Source organism: Microbacterium atlanticum (assembly GCF_015277815.1).
Taxonomy (GTDB): domain Bacteria; phylum Actinomycetota; class Actinomycetes; order Actinomycetales; family Microbacteriaceae; genus Microbacterium; species Microbacterium atlanticum.
In genome coordinates, this window is the sequence record NZ_CP063813.1 from 2,795,661 (window position 1) to 2,818,003 (window position 22,343).

Annotated in this window: 22 protein-coding genes; 12 read left to right on the plus strand and 10 right to left on the minus strand. The window is 66.0% G+C overall.

What is annotated here, in order from left to right:
• Positions 1-6: 6 nt before the first annotated feature.
• The gene (locus tag IR212_RS12840; protein WP_194396279.1) at positions 7-939 is read right to left on the minus strand and encodes a transporter substrate-binding domain-containing protein; all 933 of its coding nucleotides are present in this window, start codon (positions 937-939) and stop codon (positions 7-9) included.
• A 305-nt stretch (positions 940-1,244) separates the two neighbouring features.
• Here IR212_RS12840 and IR212_RS12845 point away from each other — a divergent pair, with 305 nt between their 5' ends.
• Positions 1,245-1,811 (plus strand): CGNR zinc finger domain-containing protein, encoded by a 567-nt coding sequence (locus IR212_RS12845; protein ID WP_194396280.1) that lies wholly within the window; start codon positions 1,245-1,247, stop codon positions 1,809-1,811.
• A 153-nt stretch (positions 1,812-1,964) separates the two neighbouring features.
• On the opposite strand, the gene IR212_RS12850 is transcribed toward IR212_RS12845, so the two are convergent.
• On the minus strand, positions 1,965-2,585 hold the full coding sequence (locus tag IR212_RS12850) for a TetR/AcrR family transcriptional regulator (protein WP_194396281.1): 621 nt from the start codon (positions 2,583-2,585) through the stop codon (positions 1,965-1,967).
• A 105-nt stretch (positions 2,586-2,690) separates the two neighbouring features.
• On the opposite strand from IR212_RS12850, the gene IR212_RS12855 reads away from it, so the two are divergent.
• Positions 2,691-3,311 carry an LUD domain-containing protein gene (locus tag IR212_RS12855; RefSeq protein WP_194396282.1) on the plus strand — a complete coding sequence of 207 codons (621 nt, stop codon included), beginning with the start codon at positions 2,691-2,693 and terminating at the stop codon, positions 3,309-3,311.
• Here IR212_RS12855 and IR212_RS12860 read toward each other — a convergent pair.
• Positions 3,305-3,517, minus strand: coding sequence for a hypothetical protein (locus IR212_RS12860; protein WP_194396283.1), 213 nt, complete (start codon positions 3,515-3,517; stop codon positions 3,305-3,307). The two genes, IR212_RS12855 and IR212_RS12860, sit on opposite strands and share 7 nt — an antisense overlap.
• A gap of 564 nt (positions 3,518-4,081) precedes the next feature.
• On the opposite strand from IR212_RS12860, the gene katG reads away from it, so the two are divergent.
• Together katG and IR212_RS12870 are read left to right on the plus strand one after the other, a co-directional pair.
• Entirely contained in the window at positions 4,082-6,385 is a 2,304-nt protein-coding gene (katG, locus tag IR212_RS12865; RefSeq protein ID WP_228479313.1) for a catalase/peroxidase HPI, read from the plus strand.
• Between the two features lie 170 nt (positions 6,386-6,555).
• Entirely contained in the window at positions 6,556-6,972 is a 417-nt protein-coding gene (locus tag IR212_RS12870) for an SIP domain-containing protein (RefSeq protein WP_194396284.1), read from the plus strand.
• Positions 6,973-7,003: 31 nt separating this feature from the next.
• Here the strand turns inward: IR212_RS12870 and IR212_RS12875 are convergent, their stop codons facing one another.
• From IR212_RS12875 to IR212_RS12885, 3 genes are all read right to left on the minus strand, one after another.
• A complete protein-coding gene (locus tag IR212_RS12875; RefSeq protein ID WP_337907600.1) occupies positions 7,004-8,440 on the minus strand; it encodes an MFS transporter in 1,437 nt (478 codons plus the stop codon).
• A 214-nt stretch (positions 8,441-8,654) separates the two neighbouring features.
• A complete protein-coding gene (locus IR212_RS12880; RefSeq protein WP_194396285.1) occupies positions 8,655-8,804 on the minus strand; it encodes a hypothetical protein in 150 nt (49 codons plus the stop codon).
• Between the two features lie 751 nt (positions 8,805-9,555).
• On the minus strand, positions 9,556-9,792 hold the full coding sequence (locus tag IR212_RS12885; RefSeq protein WP_194396286.1) for a winged helix-turn-helix domain-containing protein: 237 nt from the start codon (positions 9,790-9,792) through the stop codon (positions 9,556-9,558).
• A 234-nt stretch (positions 9,793-10,026) separates the two neighbouring features.
• On the opposite strand from IR212_RS12885, the gene IR212_RS12890 reads away from it, so the two are divergent.
• The 6 genes from IR212_RS12890 (at position 10,027) to IR212_RS12915 (ending at position 15,468) form a co-directional block, all read left to right on the plus strand.
• Positions 10,027-11,442 (plus strand): aromatic ring-hydroxylating oxygenase subunit alpha, encoded by a 1,416-nt coding sequence (locus tag IR212_RS12890; RefSeq protein WP_228479314.1) that lies wholly within the window; start codon positions 10,027-10,029, stop codon positions 11,440-11,442.
• A gap of 29 nt (positions 11,443-11,471) precedes the next feature.
• Positions 11,472-12,056, plus strand: a complete 585-nt coding sequence (locus tag IR212_RS12895) for an aromatic-ring-hydroxylating dioxygenase subunit beta (protein ID WP_194396287.1) — start codon at positions 11,472-11,474, stop codon at positions 12,054-12,056.
• A gap of 45 nt (positions 12,057-12,101) precedes the next feature.
• Entirely contained in the window at positions 12,102-13,079 is a 978-nt protein-coding gene (locus tag IR212_RS12900; RefSeq protein ID WP_194396288.1) for an aldo/keto reductase, read from the plus strand.
• Between the two features lie 36 nt (positions 13,080-13,115).
• Positions 13,116-13,637: a hypothetical protein gene (locus IR212_RS12905; RefSeq protein ID WP_194396289.1), complete on the plus strand. Its 522-nt coding sequence runs from the start codon at positions 13,116-13,118 to the stop codon at positions 13,635-13,637.
• A gap of 198 nt (positions 13,638-13,835) precedes the next feature.
• Positions 13,836-14,213, plus strand: a complete 378-nt coding sequence (locus tag IR212_RS12910) for a non-heme iron oxygenase ferredoxin subunit (protein WP_194396290.1) — start codon at positions 13,836-13,838, stop codon at positions 14,211-14,213.
• A 31-nt stretch (positions 14,214-14,244) separates the two neighbouring features.
• Positions 14,245-15,468, plus strand: coding sequence for an NAD(P)/FAD-dependent oxidoreductase (locus tag IR212_RS12915; RefSeq protein WP_194396291.1), 1,224 nt, complete (start codon positions 14,245-14,247; stop codon positions 15,466-15,468).
• Positions 15,469-15,583: 115 nt separating this feature from the next.
• Here IR212_RS12915 and IR212_RS12920 read toward each other — a convergent pair whose 3' ends face one another.
• From IR212_RS12920 to IR212_RS12930, 3 genes are all read right to left on the minus strand, one after another.
• The gene (locus tag IR212_RS12920; RefSeq protein ID WP_194396292.1) at positions 15,584-16,582 is read right to left on the minus strand and encodes an SRPBCC family protein; all 999 of its coding nucleotides are present in this window, start codon (positions 16,580-16,582) and stop codon (positions 15,584-15,586) included.
• A 25-nt stretch (positions 16,583-16,607) separates the two neighbouring features.
• A complete protein-coding gene (locus IR212_RS12925; protein ID WP_194396293.1) occupies positions 16,608-17,411 on the minus strand; it encodes an aromatic ring-hydroxylating oxygenase subunit alpha in 804 nt (267 codons plus the stop codon).
• A gap of 120 nt (positions 17,412-17,531) precedes the next feature.
• Positions 17,532-18,092: a TetR/AcrR family transcriptional regulator gene (locus IR212_RS12930; RefSeq protein WP_194396294.1), complete on the minus strand. Its 561-nt coding sequence runs from the start codon at positions 18,090-18,092 to the stop codon at positions 17,532-17,534.
• Between the two features lie 230 nt (positions 18,093-18,322).
• On the opposite strand from IR212_RS12930, the gene IR212_RS12935 reads away from it, so the two are divergent.
• Together IR212_RS12935 and IR212_RS12940 are read left to right on the plus strand one after the other, a co-directional pair.
• Positions 18,323-19,918, plus strand: coding sequence for an ABC transporter substrate-binding protein (locus tag IR212_RS12935; protein ID WP_194396295.1), 1,596 nt, complete (start codon positions 18,323-18,325; stop codon positions 19,916-19,918).
• Between the two features lie 69 nt (positions 19,919-19,987).
• On the plus strand, positions 19,988-21,046 hold the full coding sequence (locus IR212_RS12940; protein WP_194396296.1) for an alpha/beta hydrolase: 1,059 nt from the start codon (positions 19,988-19,990) through the stop codon (positions 21,044-21,046).
• Positions 21,047-21,112: 66 nt separating this feature from the next.
• On the opposite strand, the gene IR212_RS12945 is transcribed toward IR212_RS12940, so the two are convergent.
• Positions 21,113-22,153 carry an aldo/keto reductase gene (locus tag IR212_RS12945; protein WP_194396297.1) on the minus strand — a complete coding sequence of 347 codons (1,041 nt, stop codon included), beginning with the start codon at positions 22,151-22,153 and terminating at the stop codon, positions 21,113-21,115.
• Between the last annotated feature and the right edge of the window lie 190 nt (positions 22,154-22,343).

Genomic DNA, 22,343 nt, shown 5'->3' on the forward strand with positions numbered 1-22,343 from the left:
CTACTTTCAGATGCTCGCTTCGGGGTTGAGGACGGGCCCGCCCTCGACACCGGATTCGGTGAGACCGTACTTCTCCAGCAGCTCTGCGTAGACGCCGTCGTCCACGAGGGTGTTCAGCGCCTCCTGGATTACGACGGCGAGCTCCTGGTTCTGCCCCTTGAGGAAGGAATACCCGGAGTTCGACGGGTTCAGCCGGGTCGGGCCGTTGTACGCGAAGTCCGCGCCGGCCTCGCCCGACTGGAAGTACCCGAAGGTCATCGTGTCGACGATCATGCCCTCGACGTTCTCGCTGCGCACGGCGAGCACGGTCGACGCGAAGTCCTTGTACTCGGTGAGCGAGACCGCGTCGAGCCCGGCGGCGGAGCACTCCGGGTCGATCTGCGTCTTGACGAAGTCGATGATGACCTCGCCCGAGACGACGCCCATCGAGTGGCCGCACAGCCCGGTCACGTCGTCGTCGAGCTTATCCGCGTCGGCAAGACCCGCGGCGCTGTACGACGAGGTCATGTAGCTGAGCATGTCGTACTTCGCGAGTCGCTCGTTCTTGATGGTGGTGTCGGCGACGAAGTCGTATGTGCCGCTCTCGAGGCCGAGGATGAGGTTCTCGAACGTGACCGGCTCGACCGTGAACTCGACGCCGACGACGTCCGAGAGCGCGGCGAGCAGATCCTGATCGAACCCGACGACCTCACCGTCGTCGGTGGTGTAGGTCAGCGGAGCGATATCGGCCTGCGTGGCCACCGTGATGCCGTCCGCGAACTCCTCGGGCACGCTGTCGACGAGGATGCCGCGATCGCTCTCCGGAACGACGGACTCCGCCGCCGTGTCGGCGTCCGCACTCGCCGAGGCGCAGCCCGCCAGGGCGAGGATGGCGACGCCCACCACAGTGAGGGCGCCTGCGCTGCGTCGACGAGCCGAGCGGTTCTGGGTGATGCTCATGCCGTGTCTCCTTCTCAGGGATGCAATGCCATGACTCGGGAAGTCATGTTCAATTGAGAGAAAGCTACTGACACCGATGCTTCGATGCAAGCGTTGACCCACGTTCCGACTCAGTATTCTCGGAATTGAAACATGATCGAAATGCATTTCACAGATGACGATCCTGATGCTGACCTAGGAAACCCGTCGACAGCCGGGCCCTGCGATGGGCAGCGTCAGTATCATCAGGGAATTAGAGCACACGAGAATCCGAGGTTTCTGCGGGCGACCCTCCCCGCAGGCAGCACAGAAAGAAAAGGAGCAAGATGCTCTTCGATAATGACGCCAGGGCAGCGTTCGGGGTGATCACCGACCTGCTGAACACCTCGGCGCAGCGTTCGGGCGGCAGCGAGGACCTGCTCGAGCACTCCGCGACCATCGATCAGATCGCGGTTCGCAACGCCCTTTCTTACAAGCCGGAGCACTCACGGGCCGAGGAGGTGGAAGTGCGGCTCCTCCGCAGCCGACTCGAAGATTTCCTCCGCCACCCGAGCGTCGACGCCCGGATCGCGCTGGTCAACTCACTGCTCGTGTCTGCCGGCAGCACTCCGCAATTGGCAGCCCACTCGGGCGACGAGCGCCCCCACTTCCACTACACGATGGACGACGCGACCTTCTCATCCAAGCTCACCGCGCTCACCGGAATCGGCCTGGCTCGCCTCCTCACCACGCAGGGTGAGGACCGCTTCCGCATCTGCGACGGCCAGGACTGCGAGAAGACGTTCATCGACGTCTCCAAGAACGCCTCGCGTCGCTACTGCGACAGCCAGACGTGCGGCAACCGCCTGCACGCCGCGCGCTACCGCGCACGGCGGGGAGAGCAGAGCGCTTAGCTTCACGGGCTTGTCGGACCGATCGATCACCAAGCCGCGGGCGGCAGATGCGCGACGGTCCGGAAGTGACGGCCGCGCCGAAGTTGCCCCGCGGGTTGTCAACACGGGTGTGCGACATGGTCGAGCGCCGGAACCCGAGTTGGCCACGACTTCTTATTTGCGAGTTCCGCTCTCGGCCCCACCGCACAACCGGGCGATGAGGTCCGCCCATCCAGTGAGCAGCCGGGTCGCGTAGTCCGGCAGGTTGCGCGGTGCTGCTGCCAGCAAGAGCAGCTCAGGGCCTTCGAGGGCACCAACGAGCTGCACCGCCAGAATCTCCCGGTCCGCGTCGCCGAGCGGGATCTGGCGCAACAGCATGAGAATGTGCGTCTCCGACAGGAGGGCGATTTCCGAACCTGGAGAGGGAGCGCGCCCATCGAGCGAAGCCCGCGCGATCTCGAGGTTCTCCAGGAGAAACCCGATCCGGGCGTGACCGTATGCGATCAGCCGCGCAATCGGGTCCGCGCCAGGACCGAGCGGCGGTGGCCCTGACAGCATCTGCGCCTGCAACTCGCGCTCGCGCTCGTCCAGCAGTGCCAGGAAGATTCCGGCTCGGGATCCGAACCGTCGGTAGACCGTGCCCTTGCCCAGGCCGGAGCGCTGAGCCAGTGCGTCCATCGTGAGCCTGTCGATTCCGTCGCGAGCGAGGATCTCACGGGCGACGGCGAGCAAGCGCCGGCGATTCCGGGCGGCGTCGGCGCGCTCTTCCCGCCCGTCGCCCAGCCGCAATTCCATACGCCCCACCGAAGTCACCCTACCGAAGGAATAAACGGGGTAAAGTCCGGTTATTCTGTAGGACGGCCAATCACGACATCGCCCTCAGAAAGGCAGCCATCCGCCATGACCACAGACTCGAAGACCCGCTTCACACTGATCCCAGACACGGCCACGATCGATGCCACCCGCACCGCTCTCGAGAGCCGTGGATTCAGCGTCGAGGTCACCGACACCCTCGACGAGGCGCGTCATGCCGCGCTCGCCCGCATCCCGGAGGGCGCCTCAGTGATGACACACACCTCTGTCACCGTCGACCAGGCAGGCATCAGCGCCGCGATCGACGAAGGGCACTACGGGTCGGCGCGCACCGCGCTCGCAGCTCTCGACTGGGAGACCCAGAGGGACGAGCAGAAGGCAGTCGTCGCCAAAGCGCAGGTTGCGCTGGGCAGTGTCCACGCGGTCACAGAGGATGGCATTCTGATGATCGCGTCGGCCAGCGGCAGCCAGCTCGGGGCGTATTTGTACACCGCTGAGCAGGTCATCTTCGTCGTGGGCGTGCAGAAGATCGTCCCCGACCTCGCCACCGCGCACGAGCGTGTGTACCAGCACACTCTGCCGTTGGAGGACATCCGGGCGCGAGCGGCCTACGGTGTGCCGAGCTCGGTGAACAAGATCCTCGAAATCCGCCAGGAGCGGCCCGGCCGCATCCACGTCGTTCTCGTCCGCCAGAACGTCGGCTACTGACACGCGGCCGCGCGGCGGAGCCCTGCACACACGACCGCGTCGGCAGAAGAATCGCTGTCAAGGCGACGAGGAGATCGCGCCTGCGAACCCGCGCCGAACGACGTGAGGATCGCGAGCCCGATGTCGATGCTGAAGGGTTTGTGCTGATCCGACGTCGCCTGCGAAGGTGAGCGCCGCCGCCGCACCACATGGACGGCGGCGCTCATCGCGTTTCAGCGGAGTCAATAGCGGGTCGTGGTGGTCACGGCCGCCGAGACCGCGGACCCGTCCTCCTCGTGGTCTCGGAATGCCGTGACCCGGACGGAGGCCCCCGATCCAGGACGACGCTGAAAGCGTCTGCCCCTGCACCCGGGTGGATACCGTCGTGACCGGGCGGATGCGACAGTGATGCTCGCCGACGACTCCATGACAGTCCGCGAGCGATGCGCCGACGCTGCGCGGGCGCATCGGTTCCACGAGCCCGAGATCGGAACCGGCGGTCCGGGTCCGCAGGACGAACCTCACATTCAGCTGCAGTTGAACGAACTTCTAGGCTCTCCGAGTGATAGAGCCGTTGCGGTGCCGGGGGACGGGGGGCCGTGATCGCATTGCCTGGCGATTCGTCACTGTGACCCGGCGCTGCGGCGATCATCCCGATCGAATCTTCAGTCAACCCGCGACATCTGCCCCGCGTGCACGGCCGACGCCGACGCCGGGCCCGGCGCACGGGCCGAGGCCGCAGCATCCTGATCCTGTCCGATTCCCCAGCCCATCCCGATTGGAAGGAAGCCATGACCAACAAGAACGCACCGAAGCTCGGCGAGAATCCCACTGACATCGATCAGGCGGTCACCCCGATCGACACGCCGGTCGACGAGCGCGAGGACGGCGAGACCCGTCCGCGCCCGAACGAGTCCGAGGGCTGCCCCGTCATCCACGGCGGCCAGCCGCACCCCACCACCGGCAACGCGAACAGCGTGTGGTGGCCCAACCAGCTGAACCTCAAGATCCTCGCGAAGAACCCCGCGGTCGCCAACCCGCTGGGTGAGGACTTCGATTACAAGGCGGCCTTCGAGGCTCTCGACCTGGCCGCGGTCAAGGCGGACATCGCCGAGACGCTCACCACGTCGCAGGACTGGTGGCCGGCCGACTTCGGCAACTACGGCCCGCTCATGATCCGCATGGCGTGGCACAGCGCCGGCACGTACCGCGTGACCGACGGCCGCGGCGGCGGCGGGGCCGGACAGCAGCGCTTCGCGCCGCTGAACAGCTGGCCCGACAACGTCAACCTCGACAAGGCCCGCCGCCTGCTCTGGCCGGTCAAGAAGAAGTACGGCCAGTCGCTGTCGTGGGCCGACCTCATGATCCTCGCCGGCAATGTCGCGCTCGAGTCGATGGGCTTCCAGACGTTCGGCTACGCCGGAGGCCGCGCCGACGTATGGGAGCCCGACGCCGACGTGTACTGGGGTCCCGAGACCACATGGCTCGACGACGAGCGCTACTCGGGCGACCGCGAGCTGGAGCGACCGCTGGCCGCCGTGCAGATGGGTCTCATCTACGTCAACCCGGAGGGCCCCAATGGCGAGCCCGACCCGCTGGCGTCGGCGCGCGACATCCGCGAGACCTTCGGCCGCATGGCGATGGACGACGAGGAGACCGTCGCGCTCATCGCCGGTGGCCACACCTTCGGCAAGACCCACGGCGCGGCGCCCGACACGAACGTCGGCCACAACCCCGAGGCCGCGGGCATCGAGGAGCAGGGCCTGGGCTGGAAGAACAACCACGGCACCGGTCACGGCGACGACACCATCACCTCGGGTCTCGAGGTCACCTGGACCTACCACCCGACCCGCTGGGACAACGAGTTCTTCCACATCCTCTACGCGTATGAGTGGGAGCTCATGCGCAGCCCCGGCGGCGGCCACCAGTGGCGCCCGATCAACGGCGGCGGCGCCGACATGGTGCCGCTGGCGCACTCGAACGGCCGTCGCGAGCCGCGCATGCTCACGAGCGACCTGGCGCTTCGCACCGACCCCGCGTACGACAAGATCTCGCGGAAGTTCAAGGACGACCCCGAGGCCTTCGCCGACGCGTTCGCGCGTGCGTGGTTCAAGCTCACCCACCGCGACATGGGCCCGATCGAGCGCTACCTCGGCCCCGAGGTCCCGGCGGAGGAGCTGCTGTGGCAGGACCGCGTCCCCGCGGTCGACCACGAGCTCATCGACGCGGCCGACGCGGCTGCGCTCAAGGCGCGGGTCCTCGAGTCCGGTCTCACCGTGTCGCAGCTCGTCGAGACCACGTGGGCGGCGGCATCCTCGTTCCGCGGCAGCGACAAGCGCGGCGGCGTGAACGGCGCCCGCATCCGCCTCGCCCCGCAGAAGGACTGGGAGGTCAACAAGCCCGCCCAGCTCGCGACGGTCATCGCGAAGCTCGAGGAGATCCAGGCCTCGTTCAGCGACGGCCGCACCGACGGCAAGAAGGTGTCGCTGGCCGACCTCATCGTGCTCGCCGGCAACGCGGCGGTCGAGAAGGCGGCGAAGGACGCCGGTGTCGAGGCGGAGGTCGTCTTCCACCCGGGCCGCACCGACGCCACGCAGGAGCAGACCGATGTGCACTCGTTCGCGTTCCTCGAGCCGATCACCGACGGATTCCGCAACTACTACGGACCGCAGGCGTTCATGCCCGAGGAGCACCACCTCATCGACCGTGCGAACCTGCTCACCCTGAGCGCGCCGGAGCTGACGGTGCTCGTCGGCGGCCTGCGCGTACTCGGCACGAACTGGGACGACTCGGACTACGGTGTCTTCACCGACCGCAAGGGCGTGCTCACGAACGACTTCTTCGTGAACCTGCTCGACCTCGGCACCACGTGGAAGCCGCTCGACCGGGGCTCGCACGCGTTCGCCGGCTCGAAGGACGGCTCCGGTGCGTCCGTCGGCATCGGCACGCGAGTCGATCTGCTGTTCTCGTCGAACTCGGAGCTGCGCGCCGTCGCCGAGGTGTACGCCTCGGATGATGCCAACGAGAAGTTCGTGCGCGACTTCGTGAAGGCGTGGGGCAAGGTCACCGAGCTCGACCGGTTCGACCTCGTCTGACGCCAGCCGCGAAGGATCATTGCATGGCGCTCGGCCGGGGGTAACTCGACCGAGCGCCTTGCACGTGCGACGCCGCGCCGTCCTCGTCCGCTACGTTTCAGCGTTGCAGCGGACGTCGTCGCATTGCAGTCAGTGGTTGCAAGTTAGGTTAACCTAAGTAGGGTGGTCTTATGGCAAAAGCCCACATTGGAGAGCCGTCCGAGACGCACACGCACTTCGTCGCGGCAGGAGACCTCGCCGACATCGCAATGATCGCGCGACTTATGAGGCGCCTTCCCGCTGGCGCCTACGGCCAGGTGTTTCTTGAGACCGACGGCACCTCCGCGTCGGCCATTCTGGACGGACCGGGCCGGATCGGCGTGACCTGGCTTGTGGGGACTTCGTCCGACTCGGGCGCGCGGGGGGCGCGTGCTGCGCGCGCCGTCGCGGCCTGGATGTCCGAGTGGATGCCGGACGATCTCGCGCACGACCACGATTCATATCCTCGGCTGATCGGATGCTTCACACCAGCCGTGACCCGCCACCTGCGCCAACGCCTGGGCGACCGCGCCGGTCTGATGCATCCGCTTCACGGCTATCACGGCTGACGCAACCGACTCGCGCCTGTGCGGCATGTGCTCACTCGTTCGCGCGAGAGCCAACAACCAGATTTCGAAGCGGAGGAAACTGCTGCGGGACTGCCGTGCGGTGCCGAATGAGATCCACTGCGCCTACGAGGGCCGCTAGAGAGACGAAGACGAGGGAAGCGATCATCCCGGCTGTGTACGCGCCCGGGTACGCCGCCCCATCGGACCCGTCGCCGTTCGCCCCGTTGATCGATGCGTAGAACAGGGCAAGCGCAACGGCGCTGCCCACGGCGGTCCCGATGCGTTGCCCCAGTTGGCCGATGGAGCCAGCCAGCCCTCCCTCATGCGGGGCGATCTCACCGAGCATGAGCGTCTGATTCGGTGCGAGCACGATGCCGACGAAGACACCACCGCACGTCAACGCACAGGCCATGAACCATATAGCGGCAGCCGGGGCCGCGAGCACAGCGGCGGCCACGATACCCGCCTCACTGAGGACAAGTCCCAGGAGTCCGGCGACGACAAGTTTCCGCCCGATCCGGGCAACGAGAAGCCCGCCGATCCAGGACGAGATCGCTTCGGCAACCGCGAAGCCGATCAACACCATCCCCGAGACGACCGGGCTGAGCGCCAATCCTTCCTGGAGAAACAGAGTCGTCACGATCAGCATCCCGGACAGAGACGCGAACACCGTCGTCGACAGCAGCACGCCGTTGCGAAACGAGATCGTCCTGAACATCCGGAACGGCATCAAGGGCAGCCGGCTCCGCGCCGCGTAGTGCCTCTCCCACCAGATCAAGGCAGAAAGCAGCAGCAACGCCGCACCCAGCAGCCACCACCGTCGCGGATCGTCATTCGGCGATCCGGTGGTGAACAAGAACGGCCACAGGAAAGCCAGCACGGTGAGCGCAAAGAGCAAGACACCGACTGGATCCAGTTCGAGCCGTCTCTGTGATCGTCCCCGGGCACCGGGCAGCAACCATGCGGCCAGCACGATCACCAGGAGCGACAGCGGCACATTCATCCAGAAGATGAGGCGCCATCCGTCTGCCTCGCCACCAATTGCGATAAGCAGACCGCCAAGAGTCGGTCCGAACGCCGTCGCAACCCCGATCGTTGCCCCGAACAGGCCGAAGGCGCTCCCGCGTTCAGCACCCGTGAACAGCTGCTGGATGAGCCCCAGCACCTGCGGCATCTGGAGTCCCGCAGCCGCACCCTGCACGATGCGCGAAATCATCAACGCGGTCGCACTCGGCGCGAGCGCACACGCAACGCTGGCCACCAGGAAGAGCGAGAGACCTACGATGAATAGCGCTTTTCGCGACCGCTGGTCGCCGAGCCTTCCGGCGGGGACAAGCACGAGGCCGAATGCGAGCACGTACCCGGAGACGATGAGCTGCAGGTGGGTCGAGCTTGCCTCGAACGCCGCTTGTATCGACGGCACCGCCACGTTCACCTTGGTGAGATCGAGAATCGTCAGCGCCGCCACTGACACTGCGGTCCAGTATGCGAGCCACCGTCGTCGTACGCTGAGCGCGACGCCCGTCCCGGAGGCGGTCGTGGTGCTTGTGACCTGGGAACCGACATCGGGCGACACCCTGCCGACGCTAATCCCCGCCGGCCGATCCGACGCCGATCGTGGTTCGGTCAGTGACACATGGACGCAGCTACCCCTTTCGGCAAGCGCACGAGAGACGCGACCCTCAGTTGTGAACGAGGTACACGGCGCGCGCCGACATTACTTGGCGGAGGCCGTCCTGCACGAGGACGTCGTGCTCCACCGTCAGTTCGTACCCGCTGGGCACCTTGTTCACCTCGAGCACGAGCGCACTCACGCTGATCGGGGTGCCCACCTCGATCGGCGACCGAGCCCGGACGCTCTGGAAGGGGCGAGGACAGTCGACTCGCGCACCGTCGACTTCGAGAAGCTCACTCCAGTGTCTTGCCAAACCCGCGGGGGTGAGACGGAGCTCATAGGTGTCGCCCACACGACGCCGAGCTCCCACGTGCGCGATGTCTGGTTGAGTGCCCTCGGGAGCTCCGAGCGCCGCTGAACCGTCGCTCTCATCAGCCTCGAACTTCGCCCAATTGGACCAGCCCAAGTGATTTCCACGCAGGCCGGGGACGCGGCTGTACGGATAGGTCATGACAAATCACCCGTGATCAACTATTGGTCCGCATTGCAGGGTTCGACCGGGCGTGCCCGAACTATTGGTTGCCGGGCGAAGTAGAGCACCGAGTCACCTTTCACCCCTAGGAAGATCCCCGGGTGACTCGACGTCGGCCCCTGCGTCACGGGGGTTCTCATCCACGGCCTGCCTGTTCGTCCCGCCATCCGCAATTGTGCTCATGTACGCCCAGGTGAGCCCGTCCACGGCGATCCACTCTCGGCCATGCGGCGCCGGGCCTGAGGTCGCTGCCTTCAGAATGACAAGAACGTGAGCCGCCAACTGGTGGAGGACTCGCCTCAGCGCCATCGTGAATCACGTCGTGTGGAGCGACGCGGGCGCCGGGGGTTCAATGTGCGCGATTGCGAAGGCCGCCCACATCTTGAGTCGACCGTGTCCCGATCACACAGTGACACGCCGCGGTGGCGGTGAACGCTCATGCTGCCTGGCGAGGCAGATACCACGACCCGTACGAGCCGTCTCGGGCCTCGATCAGACCGGCCTCGGCCATGACGCCGAGTGCCGATGCGACCCGGTCGACGGCCACCCCGAGCGCTCGAGCGATGTCCTGCGGGTAACCCGGGGCTTCGCTCAGCATCCGCACGAGCTTCGCCTCAAGCACGCCGGGGACCGCTTCGCCTCTATCGGCGAGGACTGTGAAGGTATTGCTCATGCGAACCTCCTGATGTTGGCATCGGTGTCCCGCAAACTATTCAGCTCCGAGGACGGCTGCGCCAGTCGGCGTATCGGTGAACGGAACATCGACCATGAACCCGACGCGCCAACGATTTCGCACAGTGGACCGATTTCTTGGAGCGGCGTGCGGCAGTGCCTAGCGTCAGGTAATCGACGCGGTACGCCGCAGCATCCCTCCATCACATGGACCGGTAGGACCCGAGAGGTACTCATGACCCTTACCAACCACGACCTCGAAGAGATGGTCGATTGGCAGAACGGCAGTCTCTCCCCTGAGATCTTCACCAACGAGGAGATCTACCGCCGGGAGCTCGAGAAGGTCTTCGGCCGTACGTGGCTCTTCCTCGCCCACGATTCACTGATCCCCAAGCCCGGCGACTTCTTCACGACCTACATGGGTGCTGACCCCGTGATCGTCGCACGCCAGCGAGACGGCTCGGTAAAGGCGATGCTCAACTCGTGCCGCCACCGCGGCATGATGGTGTGCCGCGCCGAAGAGGGCAACATGAAGCAGTTCACCTGCCCCTACCACGGCTGGGTCTACAATCTGGCGGGCGAGCTCACCTCGGCTCCGTACGAAGAAGAGGTCTACCACGGAAAGCTCGACAAGTCGAAGTGGGGCCTACGCTCCATCCGCGTCGAGGAGTACAAGGGCCTGTACTTCGGCAACTTCGACGACGACGCACCGCCGCTGGTGGACTACCTCGGCGACTTCACGTACTACATGGACACGTGGCTCGACGCCTCCGACGGCGGCATGGAGTTCCTGCCCGGAATCATCAAGTGGCGTGTCCCCGGCAACTGGAAGATCATCGCCGAGCAGTCCGGCGGCGATGCCTACCACGCCGCGGTGACCCACGCGTCATCGCTCGGTCTGCTCATGGCGTACGACCCCGCACTCGAGAACGAGTACGGTCACCTCGTCGGATCGCGACAGGGCCACGGCTTCGCCTTCTTCTCCGAGATGGCGGGCGGCAAGGCCGCCGGAATGGGCCCCGAGGTCACCGAATGGCTCGACAACCGTGTGCGCAAGATGGAGGAGAAGCACGGTAGGGGGCGTCCCATCGGCGGCAACTTCACGATCTTCCCGAACTTCGGCGGCCTTCCGAACCTCTCGAACGAGCCGACCACGTCGGCGCGCACGATCTTCCGCGTGTGGCACCCCAAGGGCCCCAACGAATTCGAGGCGTGGGAGTTCGTCGCGGTCGACAAGAGCATGCCGCAGGAGCTGAAAGATGAGCTCATCACGCGCGTCTCGTTCGCCGAGGGCGCGGCCGGCGTCGTCGAGATGGACGACGGCGAGAACTGGGCCTACGTGCGCGACATCCTCGAGAACGGCTATCAGGCCCGCAAGATCTCGTGGAACATGCAGATGGGCATGGGCACCGAGGTCTGGGAGCACGACGAGTACCCCGGACACATCCAGAATCAGGGCTTCGGCGAGCTGCCCGCTCGCGCGATCTATCGCCGCTGGCTGGAGTTCATGACGAGTGAGGAGTGGCCTGTCGTGCAGAGCGACCCGCGCGTCCCCGAGTTCGTCGAGCGGGCGAAGGAGCGCGCGAAGGCGTCTCCGACCGTCATCCGAGACCGCGCCACGTGGGTCCCCGAGACCTCGGCTGACGCCTGATCCATCCGCGACTCGAGAGAGATTGACCGATGACCCTGTCTTATGAGGAGACCGCCGTCCACCAGGACGAGGCGTTTCCGTACATCCACGTGTCGCCCGAACTGCAGCACCAGGTGACGCAGTTCTACTACCACGAGGCTCGCCTGCTCGACGAGTGGCGCTGGTCGAAGTGGCTCGCGCTCTTCGCCCAGGACATCCGCTACTGGATGCCGCTGCGTCGTAACCGGCTTCGCACGCGCTCGTTCGACCAGGAGATCCCGACGCGTATCGGGATGTCGCACATGGACGAGAACCACCACGAACTGAGCATGCGCGTCAAGCAGCTCGAGAGCAGCACGCACTGGTCGGAGCAACCACCCAGCCGCACGCGTCACGTGGTGTCCAACGTGTGGGTCGAGCAGGTCGAGACCAACGACGACGGCATCGAGGAGCTCTCGGTGCGCACGTACTTCATCGTCTACCGCAACCGTTCCGAAGTGGATGTCGACGTGTGGGCCGGACAGCGCCAGGACGTGCTGCGCCGCGATCCGGAGACCGGCTTCAAGATCGCGAACCGCACGATCCTGCTCGATCAGAACGTCATCCTCTCCAAGAACCTCTCGATCCCGTTCTGAGCGCTCCCGAGCGCGAACGGAAACCATCACACGACGGGACCATTTGTGAAGTACAACCAACTCGGCGATTCCGGAATGAACGTGTCCCAGGTCATCTTGGGAACGGCGACGTTCGGCATTTCGCCAGAGGGCGCAGCCGTCGACGAGCTCGTCGGCCATGCGATCGATTCAGGGGTCACTCTGTTCGATACGTCGAACTCCTACGGGAACCAGCCGGATTACTCGTGGCCGGGGGCTACCCCGTGGCAGGAACGCGCGTCGTCGGAAGAGCTTCTCGGCAAGGCGCTCGCCGATGCCACCGACGAGATCCTGGTCGCATCTAAGGTCGGAGAGCCTTTGGGGCAGGCGCGCATCGACGGCCCGTTCGTCGGTCATCTCGGACGCGATCACGTGCTCGAGCAGGCGGCGCTCAGTCTCAAGCGACTCGGGCGTGACCATCTCGATATCTACTACGCGCATCAGCCCGACCCCGAGACGCCCGCCGAGGAGATCGTCGGTGTCTTCAATGACCTGATCGATCGCGGCGATATCCGCGCGTGGGCGATCTCGAACTTCACACACGCCGACACCGAGGCGATACTGGACGCGGTCAAGCGCACCGGCCTTCGTGCACCCATCGTGCACCAGTGCTCGTACAGCGTCGCCCGTCGCGACCGCGCAGAAGACGTCATCCCCTCGCTCGAGTCGGCCGGCATCCCGATGTACGCGTACAGCCCTCTGGGCATGGGTCTGCTGGCGGGCCGTGCGGCCGCGAAGCGAGACTGGGGCGGGCATCGTCGCTGGGGCGGACCGGGGTTCACCGACGCGCAGGTGGAGGCCGCCGGTGCGTTCGAGGATGCCGCAGCGCAGTTCGGCCACGAGCCGGCCGACCTCGCTATCGCCTGGTTGCTGCGCAAGCGTCCCGTGCTCAGCGTGATCGTCGGCTCGACCTCGGTGCGGCATCTGTCGACCGCCTGCGCCGCTGTCGACATCGATCTCACGCCCGAACAGGTCGCCGCGATCGACGCCATCCGCTTCCCCTGAGCCAGTTGTCCGTCCTAGGAAAGGTCCGCACACACCATGTCCCTTGGAGATCTGATCGATCCCGGCGGGCGCGATACCGCCCATGTTTACCTTGACGTGCGCTTCGGCAAGAACCTCGATCAACGCCCGTTCGAGTATCAGCTGCTCAACGATGACGAAGGCTTCCTGGAGTTCGACGAGACGCCGGTGCCCGACGACAACGATCCCGACATCCGTCTCACCGGCCCGGTGGTCTTCGACACGTGGGCAGAGAATGCCGAGGGCGCGCTGTACGTCGTGCTCTACCCCGTCCCCGCCGACAGGCTGTCTGAGTTCGACTCCTGGTTTGCGCAGGAGCACACGCCCGTCCTCCTGGGCGCGCGGGGTTGGCTCCGCACGCGGCTGTTCGCGCCGGAGGACGGTCCGGTCACTCGCGTCGCCGTGCACTATATCGCCAACCCGCTTGCGATGGAATCAGACGAACGCACGCTGTCTGTGCGCACGCCGCGCGCCGACGATGTGCTCGACGCCGCCTGGACAGGAGAGGTGCGAGAGTTCCTCGCCCTCTCCGGAAAGTAGGGGTCAGGATCAATCCCCGTCCATCGCGCCGGACGCCCGCGGCGTTCGGCGCGATGGAGTCTTCACGCCAACTGTCCACTTGGACTGCTCAGCGGACCCGCGATGAGTCCGATCGAGGAAGCTCTGGTTAGAGTCGCCGCATCGGCGTCAACCCGACAGCGGAATCGGCGCCCTCACCTCACCTTCATTGGATTGCAAATGACCAGCATCGACACCGACGAGACCGGCCTCGGACCCGGCTGGGTGCGAGCCTGTCCAACAAGCGACATCGATATCGACACCGCGTTCATCGTCGACGTCAAGCCCCCCGTCGCGGTCTATCACATCGAGGACGGCTTCTACGCGACCGATGACACATGTAGCCATGCAGAGTCCTCCCTTGCTGATGGCTACATCGAGGAGGGTTGGGTGGAGTGCGAGCTCCACTATGCGAAGTTCAACATCAAGACCGGAGCCGTCATGGCTCCGCCCGCCAACCGCCCGATCGGGACCTATCCCGTGCAGATCGTCGACGACATCGTGTACGTCGACCTGAGCGAGCACCGCGGCTGCGCCATCGCGGCCCTCCGCCCTTGACCCTCACTAGCCACGGCAGGAAGACCAGAGCGTGACTGTTTCGAGCATCGCCATCGTGGGCGCGAGCCTGACGGGCACCCGTGCCGCTGAGGCGCTCCGCAGCCAGGGGTACGACGGAGCGATCCACCTCATCGGCGGCGAATCCCACGAGCCTTACGAGCGCCCGCCGCTGTCCAAGCGCGTGCTTCTGGAGTCGACCGCGCACGCAGACCTCGCGCTGAGGCAGGAATGGGACTCGCTCGCGCTCGACCTCATCACCGACGAGCATGTCGTCGAGCTCGATACCCCTGGGCGCCGCGTGGTCATGCAGAGCGGCCGCGAGGTGATCGCCGACCGAGTGCTGCTGGCCACCGGCGGCGCCGCACGTGACCTTCAGGCGCCCGGTGAGCGACTCACCGGTGTCCACTCGGTCCGCGACCTCGAGGATGCCCATGCGCTCCGCGCCGAGTTGCATGCGGCCGAGAACGTCGTGATCATCGGGAACGGCTTCATCGGCCTCGAGGTGGCTGCATCGGCACGTGCATGCGGCGCGAACGTGACAGTGGTCTCGCTGACTCGCATCCCCATGGAGCGCTCGCTGGGCGCCCGCTGGGGGACCCTCATCGGCCGCCGGCACGAGAGGGAAGGGGTTGTCATGCGCACCGGTGTCGGGATCGCGGAGCTGCACGGCACCTCGCGCGTGACCGCCGTCGCGCTCGACGACGGCACCGTGCTGCCTGCCGATCTCGTCATCGTCGGTGTGGGCATGACACCACGCACCGAACTCGCGGAGCAGATCGGCCTCACCGTCGCCGGTGGCATCGTCGTGGATGCGCTCGGGGCGACCTCGAATCCGGCGATCTTCGCGGCCGGGGATGTCGCCGTGCAGCCGGCGTGGCGCGGCGAAGGCCTCGTGCGCTACGAATCCTTCCACAACGCTGAGCAGCAGGGCGCGGCGGTCGCTGCTGCCATGCTCGGGTGCCCGGCACCCGTCCGTGAAGTCCCGTGGTTCTGGAGCGATCAGTTCGACATGAACATCCAGGTCACCGGAGAAGTGCAGAGCGAGGCTGAGATCATTCTCCGTGGCGACCCCGACAGCGATGCCTTCAGCGCGTTCCACGTGAGTGACGGGCGCCTCGTGGGGGCTTTCGCGATCAACCAGGGCCGCGACGTGCGCGGCGCGATGTCATTGATCGCCGCAGATGTCGCGGTCAGCACAGAGGCGCTCGCCGACCCGAGCGTAGACCTGCGTCGGCTGGCACGGTCCAGCCGCTGAGACCGGCGCGAGCGACTCGTTTGCGCCTGTGCGCCTCCCTTGGTCAGCGGAGGAGGCGCCACGAAGGGCCACCCGCTGGGTTCGAGCGGGTGGCCCTTCGCCTTTCCGGCAGTTGTCAGAACAGCTCGGGGTAAGTCGCCTTCACCTGGGCGCCATACCAGCTGTAGAAGCCGGCGTTGCCGCCCTGGAAGCGACGGTTGAGCGGTCCCGCCTGGTAGACCGGGTTGCGCATCCCCTTCTGTACGCTCTCGCACAGGTGCTTGTCCTGTACGAGCGTGGTGTCCCAGAAGAACTTCAGGTTCTCGAGGTCATAGTCGACACCCTCCACGGCATCCACATCCACCAGCCAGTACTGGTCGACCTGAGTCGTGCCGGCACCTGTCGGACGCGGCGCCTGCATCCACGCGTGATCCGGCGCGAAGGCGAGACCCGAGCCGGGCTCCCAGAACACCGTCCACGAGCCGTTCGCGGGGCCGATCCCGGGCTGGCGGGCGAGCAGTCGCTGCGAGACGGGCTCATTGTTGAGGGTGCTGTAGCTGCCGATCTTGTTCGACGTCTCGATCTCGCGGCCGGCGGCCCGATCGAGCATGTACTGGTCGAAGTCCGCCGCCTCGGTGACCTTCCAATCGATCTGGGTGACGAGCTCGGGGTGATTGAGCTCGCAGTGATAGCACTCGTTGTTGTTCTCGAACACGATCTTCCAGTTCGCCTCGACCTCGTGGGTCTTGAACGCGGCGAGCTTGAAACGAGTCGTGTCATACCCCCCGAGCCCGCTCTTGTCGAGCTCGTCCGCAAGCGATGCCGGACGCTCCGTCGCGAACGACACGAAGACGAACCCGACCCAGACCTCGGCGTGCAGTCGACGTCCGCTGCCGAGCTCGGTGGCGATGTAGTCGCCACCGGCGGTGCGACGTACCTCGCACACGCGGCTTCCGAGAGTCATCGACACGGCCGATCCGGGTGCGATCAGCTGGTCGACGTGAGCGGCGACCAGCCACCGCGGGTCGAACACCGCGGCGATGTCGCGCTGCAGCCACTCTTCGCCGAAGAACCATTCGCGCGGCGGGCCGGTGAACTCGCTCTCCGACGACCGGAGCTGAAGACTCGTGCTCATTTCGTTTCCTTTCGATTCCGTGGGGTCATGGGTGGGGGGTAGGTCGGGGATTCGCGCAGCCGATGACCTCGCCCTGATCGTGGTTCCCCTCGCTCTCACGCACGAACCAGTACTCCTCGATCTGTGTCGTTCCTGCACCCGTGGGGCGTGCTGTGCGGATCGCGGCCTGCTCGGCGCCCACGGCCACGATCGACGCCGGCTCCCACCGCGACACGTGGGCACCGTCGAGGCCGGGAGCGTCGAGATGCAGCGCGTCGCCCTCGACGACCTCAGGCCATGCCACGGCAACCTCCTCGCTCGAGAACTGCGCGAGCGACCAAGACCCGCGCCCGAACACCGCGACGGCGTCTCCGGCGGCCTCGGATTCCGTCGATGCGGGCCGGTCGTCGGCGAACGACACCATGACGAGGCCGTGGAACAGCCGCGCGTGCACCGGATAGAGCTTCCAGCCGGCAAGATCGAAGTCGTCGTGCATGTATGGGGCCTTCATGAGCTCGCCCCCTGCCGGAGTGAACGTCCAGCCGTGGTAGGGGCACATGATGGCCCGCGGCGACTGGGCGCCAGTGCGACCTTCGCAAAGCCTGGCACCGCGGTGCGGGCACACGTTGTAGAACGCGTGCACCTGACCGTCGGCGTCTTTCCGGATCACGGCGTCGCGATCGCCGAGCGCTATGGTCAGGAACGCGCCGGGCTTCGCAAGCTGGTCGATGTGCCCGGCGAGCAGCCACCGCGGCCGCCACACGGACTCCACAGCGCGAGCGAACTCGACCTCGGCGGCACCTCCCACGTCTTCGGCCGCTACCCGATCGAGCGTCTCCGTCGTCTCCATTCCGACCTCTTCCCCTTAGTGGACGATCGTCCAATAGGGAGACTGTACGCCGGGCGCCCTGCGCACAACAGGGCGCGGTGCCAGATCGGTCCACTGAACGGACCGATCTGGCACCGCTGATCACTCCTCGAAAGCTCTGATCGTCGTCTCGATCAACTCCTCGACATCATCCGCGTCGAAGCGCACACCATAGACGACCGCCTGGACGTGTAGCCCGGTCATCAGCGCCCCGACCGCACGCACGGCGCGTTCAGGGATGAGCGGGACCATGATCGCGCGCAGCACGCCGTCCCAGCGCATGTTGATCTCCCGGAGAGAAGCGATCCGGCCCCCAGCCAGATACAACTCGTACTCCAAGGCGAGCTGATCGCGGCGCGGTCCGTGCGCAGTCTGAAACTCCGTGAGTTCGGCGAGGCGACGCGAAAGCGTCGTTCGCGTGGGCGGCACGTCGAACCATGCTGTGACTTCAGAATGAAGCGCCGCCGCCGCATACTCCGTCGCAGCTTCGATCAAGTGGTCGCGCGTCTTGAAGTAGTACGTGGTGGCACCGAGCGGCACGTCGGCCATCGCCGCGACCGCGCGATGCGAGAGGGCTCCGATCCCATCCCGGGCGATCACAGCGAGCGTAGCCTCGGTGATTTTCCGCGGCCGATCGGGGTCGGGGGGACGACGCACGGTCATCCCCTCAGTCTCGCACGCCTGCGCCGGATCGCTCAGCGGACCCAGCGGTCGATCACGTCATCGGGAACCCATACTTTCGGCTCAACTCCGCGAGAGCGGCGCACACCCGAAATTACTCGCAACGGCCGAGAGGCCGGGAGAGCACAGTCCACGTGTCTCCGCGCTAGCGGGGGTGGTCGCACCTCGCAGCCGAGCAAGCCAGGCCCGAACACACAGCAGGGAGCATCACCGTGGTATTCAAGCAACGAAAAGTCCTCTGGGCGGCGGCGGCCGCCGCGGCCGTCGCGCTGACGTTGACCGCATGCGGCGCGTCGAGCACCGACACCACCGAGGGTGAGTCGGTCATCATCTCACCCGTCGTCGTCAACCCGCCTTCGCTGAACCCGCTCGCCAATGAGACCGCGGCGTACATGCTCCGCGGACAGTTCTACGACACTCTCGTGCGCCTCAACGCTACCGACCTGTCCGTGGAGCCCGGCCTTGCAAAGTCGTGGGAAGCCAGCGACGACGGTCTGACCTACACCTTCCGCCTTCAGGAAGGCGTGTCCTGGCACGACGGTGAGCCCTTCACCTCCGAGGATGTCAAGTACAACCTGACCGAGGCCATGCAGTACTACTCCCCACTGGCGACCACGTACGCGCTCATCAGCGATGTACAGACACCCGACGAGAACACTGCTGTCGTGTCGTTGTCTTCTCCGGCCGGATACTTCCTCTCTGGGCTCGCCAACCTGTACATCAGCCCGGCGCACATCTATGCGGGTACCGACATCATGGCCAACCCCGCGTGGAACACCCCGGTCGGCACTGGTCCCTTCAAGTTCGAGTCCTTCGAAGAGGGCCAGCAGATCACCGGTGTGAAGAACGAGGACTACTGGGACGGCGAGGTGCAGGCGGACCGCATCGTCAACCCGGTCATTCCCGACCGCAACGCCCGCAACGTCGCCCTCACCAACGGCGACGTGAACCTCGAGTTCCGGGACGCCGTCGATCCGTCCCAGCTGCCCACCTTCGAGGCCAACGACGCTTTTCAGGTGGCACCCATGGTCGGCGCGCCGGAAGAGCTCATCACGATCCTCAACCAGCGCGAGGGCCGGCCGCTCGCCGACTTTAAGGTGCGTGAGGCGATCATGCAGGCCATCGACCGCGACCCGATCATCGAGCGCGCCTACTTCGGCGCGGCTGAGGCCGCTCCGAGCGCCATCCCGCGCAAGATCGCGTGGGCAACGAACGAAGACGTGGATCTGTCGACTCAGTACCCGCTCGACATCGAAGCCGCAGGCAAGCTCCTCGACGAAGCCGGATACCCGGCCGGCGCCGACGGAACGCGGTTCAGCCTCAAGCTGGTCGTCGAGCCGTCGCAGCAGCCGGCGTCCACCACTGCCGAACTCCTCGCGAGCGACCTCGACAAGATCGGAATCGACCTGCAGGTGCAACTCACCGACTTCCAGGCAGTCATCTCGGATGTCTGGACGGCACCGTACGACTTCGACATCTACCTCGTGCAGACCTCGACCGAGGCCGACCCGTCGGTCCTGCTGTCGACGCTCTACACCTGCAATCCGAATGACATCCCCTACTCGAACGCGACCGGGATCTGCGACGAGGACATCGACGCACTCTTCACGCAGGCCGCCGCCCTGAGCGATCAGGACGAGCGGGGTGAGCTCTTCCGCGAGGCGGACGCCGCGATCGTGGACACGCTCTACAGCTCGTTGCCGATCGTGGTCACGGCGTCTCCGGTCGTCGCAGCCGCGAACGTGACCGGCCTCGAGGACTTCTACAGCAGCACCAACTGGAACTGGGCAGCGCTCGGAACCAAGTGATCCGTTGGGGGAGCGGTCGTCCGCTCCCCCAACGACCTCCAACCGCGATCAGCAGAGCAAAGGCAGTCAATGACCACGACCACGCAGACCCGCTATACCAGGGCACACGCGACGGACCCAACCGAGCCGATCGTCCTGCAGGAGCAGGGCAGCTTCGCCTTCGGCGGCCGATGGATCCAGCGATCCGACGGGGGCAACGTCCTCGTCGACGCCGGATATGTCCAGTATCAGATCCCCGCAGGCGCGAAGAAGCACGCCATCGTCCTGTGGCACGGCTATGGCGAGACCGGGCGCACGTGGGAGACCACCCCCGACGGCAGGGAGGGTTACCAGAACATCTGGCTGCGCCGCGGGCACCCGGTATTCGTCATCGACCAGCCGCGTCGAGGGCGCGCGAGCGTCTCCGGCCCCGGCACACGCATTCCCGCCGCGCTCGACGAGGACTTCTACTTCACCGAGCAGAACATCTACGAAGCCTTCCGACTGGGCATCTGGACCGCCGACGGCCCGCAGCCGAACGCCGGCTCTGCCTTCCCGCCTGGAGCCGAGAGCTACCGCCAGTACCTGAGCATGACAACACCCAGCAACGGCCCGGACGGCACCGAGGACGGATTCTCGGACGAGGTCCGCAACCTCATGGCAGATGCCGTGGCCGAGCTGATCGACGAGATCGGCGACAGCATCCTCGTCCTCCACTCGACTGCCGGAGCGTTCGGCTGGCGCGCAGCTGCACGGTCGGCGAACGTCAAAGGGGTCATCGCCTACGAGACCTCGCCGTTCACGTTCTCCGCAGCCGCGCCGCCCGCCGCGCTGCCTTACGACGGGTTCGAGACCGCATGGATCGACCCGGACCTGATTCCCGACGAGGAGTTCGACCGGCTGAAGGACGTCGCTATTCAAGTCGTCTATGGCGACTACATCCTGGAGCACGCGGAGTACGGGACGCAGCGAAAGCGGGCGCTGCAGTTCATCGACGCGCTGCGCGCGCGCGGCGGACAAGCGGAACTGCTCGATCTGCCTGAGCGAGGAATCACCGGAAACACGCACTTCGTGTTCTCTGACCTCAACAACCTCGCGATCGCGGACCTCATGAGTGAGTGGCTGGACGCTCACGGCTTCAGCGACTGACCGTTCCGAACACGGGAAAGGCCCGGGTGCACATCGCGTGCGCCCGGGCCTTCCTCGTGCCCGCGATCAGTGCGGCGCGAGACGGAATTGGGGCAGACTCGCCATCAGCTCCTTCTCGTCCGCAGCCTGGAAATCATGGCGCGGTGTGTAGTCCGCTTCCAGCTCGCGGATCTCGTCCGCGGTCAGAATGACGTCGATCGACGCGATGGCATCATCCAGCTGCGAAAGCCGGCTGACACCGGTGATGGGCGCTGTCACCACCGGCTGGGCATGGAGCCACGCGAGCGCGACTTGCGCCCGGGGGATGCCGCGGCCATCGGCGACGCGCCCCACCGCGTCGATGATCGCACTGTCGGAGTCGTCGGTCCGCGAGCCATAAAGGATGTCAGCGTACTCGTCGCTCGCGCCGCGCTCCGTCGACTTCTTCTCTCCCCAGGGACGCGCGAGTCGTCCGCGCGCGAGCGGGCTCCACGCGAGCGTCCCCACGCCCTCGTCGAGGCAGAGCGGGATCATTTCGCGCTCCTCCTCGCGCTGCAGGAGGTTGTAATGGTCCTGCATCGAGACGAACCGCGCCCACCCGTTCTCGCGCTGGAGGCGGAGCGCCTTCGCGAACTCCCACGCGCGCATCGACGACGCGCCGAGGTACCGCACCTTGCCGGCCTTGACGATGTCATGGAGAGCCTCCAGAGTCTCCTCCCAGGGCGTCGCTCGATCGATGCGATGGATCTGGTAGATATCCACGTGATCCGTTCCCAGACGGCGCAGGGAGTGATCGATCTCGGCCATGATGCTCTTCCGCGACAGTCCTTCGGCGTTGGGCCCTGACCGCATGGGATGCAGGACCTTGGTCGCGATCACGAGTTCGTCGCGGATGCCGAAATCTCGCAGCGCGCGCCCGAGGATCTCCTCGCTCGACCCGTTCGAGTACATGTTCGCCGTGTCGAAGAAGTTAACCCCCGCCTCGATCGCGCGGCGGATCAGTGGCCGCGCCTCATCCTCGTCGAGAGACCACCGAGGGTGCCCACGGTCCGGTTGTCCGAACGTCAGGCCGCCGACAGCGATCGGCGACACCTCCACGCCGCTGGAACCGAGCTTCACGTACTTCATCAGGACAGATCTCCGATCATGATCGCGGTGGCGCGCCGGGTCGCGAGCGCGGTCACGCCGGCACGGCCCGGATCAGGATAGGGACGGGCGCGACGACCTCGGTAAGGTGCATCTCGCCAGGTGGACCACGCTGTATGCGGGTTCGCCTGACGAAACATTGCTGAACCAGCTGCACGGCTGGGATAGGACG